The sequence below is a fragment of the Psychrobacter glacincola genome (assembly GCF_904846075.1).
Classification (GTDB): domain Bacteria; phylum Pseudomonadota; class Gammaproteobacteria; order Pseudomonadales; family Moraxellaceae; genus Psychrobacter; species Psychrobacter glacincola_C.
In genome coordinates this window covers 159,537-170,829 of record NZ_CAJGZH010000001.1, presented here as the reverse complement: position 1 = coordinate 170,829, position 11,293 = coordinate 159,537, and the positions used below count along the sequence as shown (strand labels likewise).

The 11,293-nt window shown below is 42.8% G+C and carries 8 protein-coding genes; 6 read left to right on the top strand and 2 right to left on the bottom strand.

From position 1 onward, the window contains the following. The first annotated feature begins 449 nt into the window (after positions 1 to 449). The 5 genes from JMW85_RS00725 (at position 450) to JMW85_RS00705 (ending at position 5,605) form a co-directional block, all read left to right on the top strand. Positions 450 to 1,502, top strand: coding sequence for a DUF2157 domain-containing protein (locus tag JMW85_RS00725; protein ID WP_201580638.1), 1,053 nt, complete (start codon positions 450 to 452; stop codon positions 1,500 to 1,502). Further along, complete coding sequence (locus JMW85_RS00720) at positions 1,495 to 2,703, top strand: DUF4401 domain-containing protein (protein WP_201580637.1); 1,209 nt, start codon at positions 1,495 to 1,497, stop codon at positions 2,701 to 2,703. Before JMW85_RS00725 ends, JMW85_RS00720 begins: the two co-directional genes overlap by 8 nt. Beyond that, positions 2,700 to 3,377: a GDYXXLXY domain-containing protein gene (locus tag JMW85_RS00715; protein ID WP_201580636.1), complete on the top strand. Its 678-nt coding sequence runs from the start codon at positions 2,700 to 2,702 to the stop codon at positions 3,375 to 3,377. The genes JMW85_RS00720 and JMW85_RS00715 overlap by 4 nt, the downstream gene beginning before the upstream one ends. A gap of 157 nt (positions 3,378 to 3,534) precedes the next feature. Then, a complete protein-coding gene (locus JMW85_RS00710) occupies positions 3,535 to 4,512 on the top strand; it encodes a zinc-binding dehydrogenase (RefSeq protein WP_201580635.1) in 978 nt (325 codons plus the stop codon). Positions 4,513 to 4,597: 85 nt separating this feature from the next. Next, positions 4,598 to 5,605: an oxidoreductase gene (locus JMW85_RS00705; RefSeq protein WP_265090723.1), complete on the top strand. Its 1,008-nt coding sequence runs from the start codon at positions 4,598 to 4,600 to the stop codon at positions 5,603 to 5,605. 103 nt (positions 5,606 to 5,708) lie between these two features. On the opposite strand, the gene JMW85_RS00700 is transcribed toward JMW85_RS00705, so the two are convergent. Next, positions 5,709 to 6,662, bottom strand: a complete 954-nt coding sequence (locus tag JMW85_RS00700) for a hypothetical protein (RefSeq protein ID WP_180958110.1) — start codon at positions 6,660 to 6,662, stop codon at positions 5,709 to 5,711. Positions 6,663 to 7,294: 632 nt separating this feature from the next. Next, entirely contained in the window at positions 7,295 to 8,890 is a 1,596-nt protein-coding gene (guaA, locus tag JMW85_RS00695) for a glutamine-hydrolyzing GMP synthase (RefSeq protein WP_201580634.1), read from the bottom strand. A gap of 599 nt (positions 8,891 to 9,489) precedes the next feature. Here guaA and JMW85_RS00690 point away from each other — a divergent pair. Further along, entirely contained in the window at positions 9,490 to 11,247 is a 1,758-nt protein-coding gene (locus tag JMW85_RS00690) for an FAD-binding oxidoreductase (RefSeq protein ID WP_201580633.1), read from the top strand. Positions 11,248 to 11,293: the final 46 nt, after the last annotated feature.

The following is an 11,293-nucleotide window of genomic DNA, read 5'->3' as shown; positions in this document are numbered from 1 at the left end:
ATAAGACTATTGTTAATAATTAATCATTTGATAGATTTTTTAAGCCGATGCTGATGAATAATAGTGTGGTATTTTCGACACTCAAAACCAGATTTATTCGCTATTCAAAATCGTACAATTTTTTGATTTTTGCAATTACTTATTTTTGTAATAGCTGAGTAAGACCATGATAAAAATCACTAAATTTAGAATAAATACCTACCAATATCACTATTAATTCCTTTTTATAAAGCTAATAACGCTGATCTCTTGATGAAATTTTGATTGTATAGTCGCGTGGCCGAGCGCTTATATTTGCGCCTATCTCATCCAAAAGCATTTGCTCAGTCGTATTGAGTTTTATTGAGTTTTATTGAGTTTTATTGAGTAAAAAACTATAAACTTTAGTACATCTGCCTCTCACAAAAAAGCTAAAATAAGCAACATCATCTTTTTATTTAGAGGACGCTATGAGCCAACCACGGCGTACTATCGAGCATTTACTCAAGCAAGGCATACTGCCGTTAGCGCATGCCAACGATGCAGCGATTCATTTGCAAGTCTATCCTAGCAAACGCTCATGGCTGGTCTTTTTTGATAAAGCCATGCTGATTATCGGGGCGATAGCGCTGGTATTATCGCTGGTATTTTTTATTGCCTATAACTGGATAAATATGGGCAAAATGGGCAAGTTCGCTTTGGTCGAAGGGGCGTTGGTTGTCACTATTGCCTTATACGTTGCACTCTCTTTTAGACAGAAATTTCAGCTGGTTCGGCAATTATTATTGCTTATTGCCAGCGTGATTACGGGTAGCTTATTGGCGCTATTTGGGCAGGTCTATCAAACGGGTGCTGATACGTGGCAGCTATTTTTTGGTTGGGCCGTATTGATTATTCCGTGGGTAATTATCGCCCGCTTCCCTGCGCTATGGCTGCTATGGTTAGGGCTCGTCAATACTGGTCTTATCTTATATTTCGGCGTTATGGACTTTGCCTTTGTCAGTTATTTTTATGAAGGTGTCTTACAAATAGGCGTGCTTGCCGCTGTTAATTTTGTGGCGCTAAACTTGTGGCTCATGTTTATCGACCGTCAACCACCATCAGTCACACGCAGCCGATTTAAGTCCGAGCTGGATTGGAGCGCTTATGTCGTCGGTTTACTCAGCAGCTATTTTATTACCTACCTTGCCATTTTTTATGTCTTTGATGACGCCAATATTGTAATGATGCTAATCACTCTATTGCTATGGATGAGCTGGTGCGGATTTATGGTTTGGCGATTTTATTGGTATCGCATCAATCTATTAATGCTGACCTATTTATGTGGCTCTATCATTGTCGTGGTGATGTTTTGGGCAGGTAAGCTGTTTTTAGACAATTTTGATATGGGTGGTTTTCTCATCTTAGCCCTATTATTGATTGGCATGAGTTCAGCAGCGGTCGTTTGGCTGCGTCATGCGGCACGTTTAAACAGCGAAAACAACCTCCCAAGTGCTGTCGTCAAAGGAGTCAATTATGAGTAATGATATGAATAATCAACACTCGGATAATGTCCTTTTACAGCTACAACAGCTTGGATTGATTGACGGCAATGTGATTGATGCCCGTACTGGTGAGACAAGTGCTAAGGCAACGATAGCGAATAATCACTCTCAAAACGATATTCCTTGGTTTATACAGATACTTTTTGGTCTTAGCGGTATTGTAGCGAGTCTGTTTCTAATTACCTTTCTGTCTTTATTATTGTTCGGCATCGATGGCTTTGACAGCGTGATTGCCTTGTTAATTACAGGTCTAGTACTCAGCGCGGCGGGTTTTGTGCTATTTAGAAATAAACAAAGCCGTGATAATGCCTTTATCAGTAGCCTAGCCTTGGCTATTAGCTCGGCTGGGCAAGCCTACATTGCCTTTGCGTTATTTGATAATAATTTGTCGCATCCTATAGATGTTTGGCTTTTTTTAATCGTGCAAGCCGTTATGACGGTCATTATGCCCAACCGTATCTATCGCCTATTGGGTAGCATAATGACACTAGGTTTGACGGTTTATCTGCTTAACTATTATCATCTACCTGAGGTTAGCTTGGGGCTATTAACACTGATTACGACTGGCAGCAACTTATCACGCTATTCTCTATTGCAGCGTATACCTAGTAAATGGCGCGCGGATGCTTTTGATATTATTAAAGCCCTTGGTTACGCCAGCGCGCTGATGCTGTTGTGCGTTTCTGTGTACTTTATCGCCGCTGAACATAGTCATAGCCTTGCTACTTATTATGGCGACACTTTTCGCTACAATTACTATTTGGCGCAAGTACTGCTTACACTTGCCAGCCTTTATGCCGCTTATCTGATTCTAAAACGTTACGACGTTAAATTACTATCGGCAGCGGGATTCTTCATTGGTGGTGGGATTGTATTGCTTGGGATAATATCGATTTACGTCTCAGGACTGCTCGCGACCAGCCTTATTATCGTCATTGCGATCGCCAATAGCCAACGAGTGCTATTAGGTTTGGGCGTCACCGCCTTGGTCAGCTATGTATTTTGGTATTACTATCAGCTCGATACTTCGTTGCTAATCAAATCTCTCTCGATGCTAATCGTCGGACTGACCATGCTGATGGGGCGTTGGCTATTGATTAAACGCTATTTCGCTAACTCCCTTATCAACGATACTGACTTGACAATGAGCGCCAACGATCATCAGGAGCGCCACTCATGAAAAATAAAATTTTGACTAAGCGCTTGATTAATGACACGTCACCATCCACGCATTGGCTAAAAAAACGAGCCGTTACGATTACGATTGCCCTACTGGGGTTAGCCTTGATATTGGTCGTAATGACACTGAATATCATCAAATACGAAAACCATCTTAGTAATGGCAAAACGGTATTATTAGCGCTCGCACCCGTTGATCCACGTGGTTTTATGCAAGGCGATTATATGGCGTTAAGTTATGCACTGGAGCGCGATATTTTTGATGCCATGCGCTCAAAGCACCCTCATTCAACACAAGACGAACTAGGCTCAGAACTAGATGTAGAATTAGATGATTTTGATACAGATTTTCGTATTTATGAGCCAAGCGATGGTTATGTCATTGTGAAAATCGATGACAATAATGTGGGGCATTTTGTCCGCTTAGCTGATAGTAATAGTCGTGAAGATTTAACTAAAAGTGAGCTGCCCATTTATTACCGCATCCGTAACGGCAGTGTGCAATTGGCGACCAATGCGTTCTTCTTTCAAGAAGGTCATGCTGAGGCGTTTGAAGCGGCTGAATATGGTCTGTTTCGCGTCAATGACAAAGGCGAGCCATTACTCACAGAGATGGTAGACGGTGATTTCACAGTCATCGTCGGCGACTTAAGCCAAGAGGATAAAGCCTCTTAGTAGACGTTAATCGTGCGACTACTTATTCGTTACTTATCATGCATTACTATACGCGATACGTGCAACGCATAACATTCCTTAACTAAAGTAACATTGAGGGTACTGAGACAAACTTGTTACTGTTGCTCACGACTTAAAAATAATAAAGGAAATGATTATGCGTAGCGCAACTTACAGTACCTTCGGTAAACCATCTGACGTTCTCAGTTTAGGTGACACGCCTATTCCTGAACCAAAAGCCAATGAAGTCCGAGTCAAAATGATACTCGCCTCTATCCACAACCATGATTTATTAACCATTCGCGGTCAATACGGCTTTAAACCTGAGCTACCAGCGATTGGTGGTAGCGAAGCGGTCGGCATTATCGATGCCGTCGGTCAGGATGTCAAAGACTTAAAAGTGGGTCAGCGCGTGGCGGCGGCGAGCGTACAAACGACATGGGCAGAGTATTTTGTCGCCTCAAAAGACATGGTATTTGTCATGCCTGATAGCTTAGAGGACGAAATGGCGGCGCAGCTCATTGCGATGCCACTCAGCGCGCTGATGCTGATTGAGTTTTTAGCACTAACAAGCGGTCAGTGGGTGATCCATAATGCTGCCAATGGCGCGGTCGGCAAATCGCTCGCCATGCTAGCCGCCGCGCGTGGCATTAACACCATTAATGTCGTGAGAAGTGGCGATGCTATCAAGGAATTAGAAGCACTGGGTATCAAGCATAATATCAACACCTCAGATGACGACTGGAAAGACCAAGTAAAAGCCATCCTTGGTGATGAGAAAATCAGTGCCGCGGTTGATTCTATCGGTGGTGAATCGAGTAATGATCTGCTGGCGTTACTGGGTCACGGTGGCACATTGGCATCGTTTGGCATCATGTCAGGCAAACCAATGGTGCTAGATCCAATCCATATTATTTTTAAACAAGCAACGATTAAAGGCTTTTGGGGCAGTAAAATCAGTCAAGAAATGAGCGTTGAAAACAAACAGCGTTTGATTGATGAGCTAATCGAACGTGCTAACAACGGCAATTTAAAACTGCCCGTTGAAGCGACGTTTGATTTAGCAGATATCGTCAAGGCCGTCGATGGGAAATTGCAGGCAAGTAAGAATGGTAAGGTGTTGTTAAAAGCATAAATGACTGTCTTACATACATCGATGTAGTTGCAAATGATGTACGTGTAAATAAAGACACACACTAAAAAACATCACTAGGAATAATATGATGTCTAATAATAAAACCTTTAAAGCCTTAGTCGTCGAAGAAAATACCGACGGCACCTTTAGCAAAAGTATTCAAGAACGCAATATCAGTGACTTGCCAGAAAATGACTTGCTGATAGAAGTACATTATTCCTCGTTAAACTTCAAAGATGCCATGTCGGCATCAGGCAATAAAAGAATCACCAGACAATATCCGCATACCCCCGGTATCGATGCAGCAGGCGTCGTCGTCAGCGACAAATCAGGCACGTTTACCGCAGGGCAAGAAGTATTGGTATTTGGCTATGATTTGGGCATGGATACGGATGGCGGTCTGGGTCAGATGATCTCTATCCCTGCCGATTGGGCATTGCCCTGCCCAGAAACGCTGACGTTAAAAGAAGCAATGACTTACGGTACAGGTGGCTTAACCGCAGCACTCAGTATTCAAAAACTAGAAAAAATGGGTGCAAAACCCAGTGATGGTCCAGTCGCGGTAACTGGTGCAACAGGCGGCGTCGGTACGATCAGTATCGCTATTTTGAGTCAGCTGGGTTATGAGGTGATTGCCTTCTCAGGTAAGCCAGAGCAAAGCGAGCATTTAAAAGCATTGGGCGCGAGCGAAGTGCGTCATCGCGATACCATCAATGAAATCGGTAACAAGCCTATCGGTCGTGAGCTGTGGGCAAATGCCATTGATACTATTGGCGGCGATTATCTAGCCAACCTGCTCAAGCAAACCAAATCTGGCGGTGCAGTGACCAGTTGTGGCCTAGCTAGTGGCGCTGATTTTTCGATGTCGGTGATACCTTTTATCACCCGCGCGGTGTCGCTACTGGGTATCGACTCGGTCTATATTCCATTGGCTGATAAAGAAGCCATTTGGAAACGTGTCGCTACCGATATGAAACTGCCTAATCTTGAAAGCTATGGTGAAGAGATTACGCTAGAGCAAACGCCAGAGTACTTAGATCGCTTTATGTCGAGTACAGTGGTTGGACGTTATGTGGTGAATGTGAAAGGTTAGTTTTTTAGCTTAGAAGTTGAACATTATAAAAAAGGCAGCATCTCTTTTGAGGTGCTGCCTTGCATATATTTTTTAACATTTAGTTTTATATCTATTTAGCGCTTCAAATATAAAATTGACTAGCAGATGAAGATGTTATGTTCAAATCAATCTCAGGATAGTTGATGTGAACCACCTGACACAGCTCATAATGCAGCTCTAGAAACTCATTCACATTCTGCTGTATACTAGCATATAATTTGTTCTCTTCCGAATTACTATTGAGATTATCCGCTTTTACAAATGATACTTCATTAGTATTAGGGATACTTATATAGAAACTGTACCAATCTTTAGAAACTAAACTATAAGTGTCAAACCACTTCTGAATCCAATGAAGTATCTTTTCTTCAATATTTTTATCATATAGCTGGAAAAGTGGGTTATTAATTGCAATTTCAATATTTTTGACATGATCTAAAAAGCTTATGTGAATTCTCTGCGGTGCATCCCTTAGGTAATAAGGTATAGCATCAATATTTATACAACTAAATAGTTGATTAAGAACAGATATATCCTTATCCTTTTTACTAGGGTAACTAGATATTGAAGTACTTGTAGTAAAAGAGAACTGTGGGTAAAACCTTTTAAGTTCGTTAACATCTTTGGATAACTCTTGCTCAATGTCTGTCCAGAATAGAACGCCTACTGCAAAGCTTCCTGTTGCTACCCTTTGATTCGATATTTTCTGAATAAAACTTTGAATGGGAGCATCAGGTGGGCTACTTGTAGCAATATACAGAATAGATAAGCAAGGAGTAAATGATTCAGCCTTAGCGACCTCTTCCTCTATTATTTTTTCGGTTAAAAAATTCAAAGTGTTTTTACACTGCACTCCAATCGAGGATCCAAGACTATCTTTTCCAGTAATATCCACGCCATGCTGTTTCTGACCAGTTCTTCCATATCTATTAAAGTTTGTATTTTTAAATTTTAGCTTCGCTACTGATAAGCATATATCCTCAAACTCATCCCAACTTTTAGGTGTAGGGAAATTACTACTGGCAATTGTCGGCATTTTTATAACCTTACATACTTAAAATTAAAAACTCACATACTATACAATATTAGTTTTGCATATAAAAAAAGAAAAAAGCCAGTAGAGTTTATTATCTACTGACTTCTTCTATATATGGTGCGGGTAGAGGGAGCGAACCCTCAGGGACTATTGGTAACATGGTATATAACATCTGAGCAATAACTGAATCATTTGGCACCCGCAGTACCCCTCCGCACCATTCAATCATTGTGTTCAAGTCCATTACTGGCACTCCCATAATTGTACAAAACAAACCTAAAATTGCGCCTGCGTATACACTCAGAGACAAGATACCGCTCTTCAGTCCTTCAACCAATGCTTTTTCATTACCCAACTTGGTGTGTTTAAGTTGCCTAAAACACTTACATATGCACAATACACTAATTTTACCTAACTTCCAATTTAATATAAATTCATAGCTAAATTAATGTTTTAGCAAAATTTTAGTGAAAACACCCAACCAAGTTGAGTGCTTTTTTATTGACGACAAGCTGTATATCAATTCAAAAAATTTGAGTAGCGAGGAAAACGAGTGATAGCACTACATCGAGTAGGCTGAACGAGTTTGACGACGCTAATCAGATTTTTAGTTTGATAGCTTTTATTAAGTATTATTCCCACTCAATCGTCGCTGGTGGCTTGCTAGATACATCATAAGTCACGCGTGAAACTTCAGCGATTTCATTCATAATGCGATTCGATACCGTCTCAATCAAATCATACGGCAGATGCGCAAAGCGCGCAGTCATAAAGTCTACGGTTTCAACAGCACGTAGCGCGATTACCCACGCATAGCGGCGACCATCACCGACCACGCCAACTGATTTGATCGGTTGGAATACCGCAAAGGCTTGCGCGGTCTTCTCATACCAACCTGAACGCTCAAGTTCTTCCATAAAGATAGCATCAGCTGAGCGCAAGATATCAGCGAATTCCTTGGTCACTTCGCCAAGAATACGCACGCCCAAACCCGGTCCTGGGAACGGATGACGGTTGATCATTTTGGCAGGTAAACCAAGGGTAATACCCAATTTACGGACTTCATCTTTAAATAAATCACGCAACGGCTCAACCAACTCAAACGCCAAATCATCTGGCAAACCGCCAACGTTATGATGGCTCTTAATCACGTGCGCTTTACCTTGATGCGACTTCGCTGATTCAATGACGTCTGGATAAATCGTGCCTTGCGCTAAGAATTCGATGACTTTACCATCGCTTTGCTCGCTGATTTCACGGGCGCTATTAGCAAAAACGTCAATAAAAGTTTTACCGATGATTTTACGCTTGGCTTCAGGGTCAGACTCGCCAGCCAATGCCGTTAAGAATAATTCTTCAGCATCGACACGGATGACTTTTACGCCCATATTTTCTGCGAAGATTTGCATAACTTGGTCGCCTTCATGCAGACGCAAGAGACCAGTATCAACAAATACGCACGTCAGCTGATCGCCGATGGCTTTATGCAATAATGCCGCGACGACTGAACTGTCCACACCACCTGAAAGACCGAGCAATACTTGCTTATCACCGATTTGCTTTTTCAGCTGTTCGATACGCATATCGATGATGTTATCCGGCGTCCAGCTACCCGCGCAGCCACAGATTTCATGAACGAAACGTCCTAGCAATGCAGAACCTTGCGCGGTATGTGTGACTTCAGGATGGAACTGCAAACCATAATAATGGCGCGAATCATCAGCCATAATCGCAATCGGGCAGCTTGGCGTACTAGCGACGATATCGAAGCCTTGTGGGGCATCGACCACTTTATCGCCATGACTCATCCACACATTTAGCTTACCCGCTGCGTCTTCGATACCATCAGTCAGCGTTGATTTGCCATCGATATTGATGGTTGCTGCGCCAAATTCATGGATATCACTGGCATGAACTTTACCACCGAAGCGCTCTGCCATCGCTTGCATACCATAGCAGATACCCAATACGGGTACGCCTAGATCAAATACGGCATCATTGATGCGTGGGCTGTCATCTGCGTGGACGCTCTCAGGACCACCCGATAGGATGATACCCTTTGCACCAAAATCTGTGATGCGCTGAGTATCGATATCGAACGGGAACATCTCACAGAATACGCCTGAATCACGGACACGGCGGGCGATAAGCTGGCTGTACTGTGAGCCAAAATCGAGAATTAAGATGCGATCTTCTTTAATAGTAGGAACGTTGGCAGCAGTTGTCATAACGTAGTGTCCATCAATAAATAAATTGGTGCGCTATTTTAACAAGTTTGAGCAGTCTATTGGTTATAAAAATACGCTAATCTGCTAACTGGTATATAAATCTATAGCTCATCAGTATAAACCTCTACTTTATTTCATTAATGAATGCATTTCTTCTATATTTTTCTACATCTAGGTAGCGATGATAAAGCACTGTAGAGTAATCAACAGAATAAAAACGCGATTAATTGGCCTTATATTTCTATGGGCAATTCCTAAGTTCTGGTCTAAACATTATTACAAAGCAGCCATTATACTTTTTTACATAGTATTCTACAGAGAAGCTTACATCAGTGTCGCCTATGATTAATCTATATTATTCCGCAACACATGGACTTCATCTGAAATTTTCTCTAGCTTAGTCTCACCGCATTGGTACTTTTATATATCAAGGTTTATTGGTGTGATTTGGCATTACTTAGCGCATAGACTGATGGTTTTGGTGGGGAATAAAGAATTAGCAAGTCGGAACAGCACACCAATCGTTGTTGACTAATGTACAGAAAACAGTTACTTATTATAGTCACAGATAATCATAATAAATTGACAGGTATGTCCCTATGAGCAAAATCAAAGCCCTTATCCGAAAACGCCCTAAATCTGACCCGTCTAAAACTATTTCAGTAAATTCTGATAACCAAAACACCAATAACGCCAGTATAGATGCTGCCTCAAAGGGTCATACGGTAAATACCCCAATCGAGCAAACGCGCTGGAATGGCTGGGGCAATATCAATATTAATAAAAAAGTCTCAGCGCATGGGGCAAAACTGATCAAATCGCACATTGGTAAAACCAGAAAACTATCATCAGTGAGCTTACAGCAAGTACTTAAAACCGTCCCCAAATCCCGCTTGCCTGTTGCTATGACTGAGCTTGATACGGTATCTGTCGATAACGAAGTGAGACTTAGACATGCCCGTGGTCAAAGCTTTCCAGACTGGATAGCCATGCATGGTGGCGACTTTGAAGTCTTTCCTGATGGGGTCGCTTTTCCTGAATCGACCGCTGATGTCGAAACCTTATTAAAGCTAGCGAGCGAGCACGACCTTATCGTCATTCCTTTCGGTGGCGGCACCTCAGTCGCGGGTCATATCAATCCGCAAAAAGGTTCACGCCCCGTATTGACCATCGCTATGAGCAAGATGGATCAACTCATTGATTTAGACAATGATAGCCAAATTGCTACTTTTGGCGCAGGTACACAAGGGCCAGCGGTCGAAGCACAACTGGACGCACACGACTACCGCTTGGGACATTATCCTCAGTCTTGGGAGCTATCGACACTGGGCGGCTGGATTGCAGCACGCTCTAGTGGTCAGCAATCTTTAGGCTACGGGCGCATCGAGCAGATGTTTGCCGGTGGAACGCTTGTGACCCCAAAAGGGATATTGAATATAGCTGATTTCCCAGCGTCAGCGGCAGGACCTGACCTGCGTGAAATGATGATGGGCACGGAAGGTCGCGCTGGTATTTTTACTGAAGTCAAAATGCGGGTGCAGTCGCAACCAGAAGAAGAGCTATTTAAAGTGGCATTTCTGCCTAACTGGGAAGCGGGGAAAGAAGTGCTTAGACAAGCCGTGCAAAAAAATATTCGCTTATCTATGCTGCGCCTGAGTAATGCGGTCGAGACTGACGCACATCTACATTTAGGTACTACGCCTAGCCAGTTTATGGCGATTAGCACTTATCTAAAAGCGCGCGGTCTCAGCTCGGATAAAGTCATGCTCACTTATGGCGTCTCAGGGGATAAAGCACAGAATAAATTGGCACTGACGCAGTTTAATAACCTATTAAAGCAGCACGGTAGTGTCACGGGTAAAGTAACCGATATCATGGGTAGTGTGTGGGCACATGGACGCTTTAAATTTCCTTATTTGCGTGGGACGCTGTGGGAAAAAGGCATCATGGTCGATACCTTTGAGACCGCCACCAACTGGAATCATATCGACGAGCAGATGCAGCAGATGCAAGAAGCGGTGAAAAACGCTTTGAGCGATGAAGGCGAAAACGTCATGGCCTTTACTCATATCTCGCACGTCTATAAGCAAGGTGCCAGTCTTTATACCACCTACTTCTTTAGAGCAGCCAAAGATCACGCCAGCACTTTAAACCGCTGGCAGAAAATCAAACATGCTGCCAGTTCAAGTCTGGCTAATGGTACAGCGACGATATCACATCAGCATGGTGTCGGTCGTGACCATGCACCCTATCTTGCTGCCGAAAAAGGTAAGCTCGGTATTCAAGTAACCCATGATATGCTGAAAAGCTTGGACCCTGAACAGCGTATGAACCCCGGCGTTTTAATCGAAGAGTAAAAGGTCGTCTTAGCGTCACTAGTTGGCTTAAACAGGTTAAGTCGCT

Bases quoted from the DNA above. Each gene is read 5' to 3' on its own strand.
- JMW85_RS00725 (WP_201580638.1), top strand. From the start codon at position 450: ATGAGCCAACCACGGCGTACTATCGAGCATTTACTCAAGCAAGGCATA.
- JMW85_RS00720 (WP_201580637.1), top strand. From the start codon at position 1,495: ATGAGTAATGATATGAATAATCAACACTCGGATAATGTCCTTTTACAG.
- JMW85_RS00715 (WP_201580636.1), top strand. From the start codon at position 2,700: ATGAAAAATAAAATTTTGACTAAGCGCTTGATTAATGACACGTCACCA.
- JMW85_RS00710 (WP_201580635.1), top strand. From the start codon at position 3,535: ATGCGTAGCGCAACTTACAGTACCTTCGGTAAACCATCTGACGTTCTC.
- JMW85_RS00705 (WP_265090723.1), top strand. From the start codon at position 4,598: ATGATGTCTAATAATAAAACCTTTAAAGCCTTAGTCGTCGAAGAAAAT.
- JMW85_RS00700 (WP_180958110.1), bottom strand. From the start codon at position 6,662: ATGCCGACAATTGCCAGTAGTAATTTCCCTACACCTAAAAGTTGGGAT.
- guaA (WP_201580634.1), bottom strand. From the start codon at position 8,890: ATGACAACTGCTGCCAACGTTCCTACTATTAAAGAAGATCGCATCTTA.
- JMW85_RS00690 (WP_201580633.1), top strand. From the start codon at position 9,490: ATGAGCAAAATCAAAGCCCTTATCCGAAAACGCCCTAAATCTGACCCG.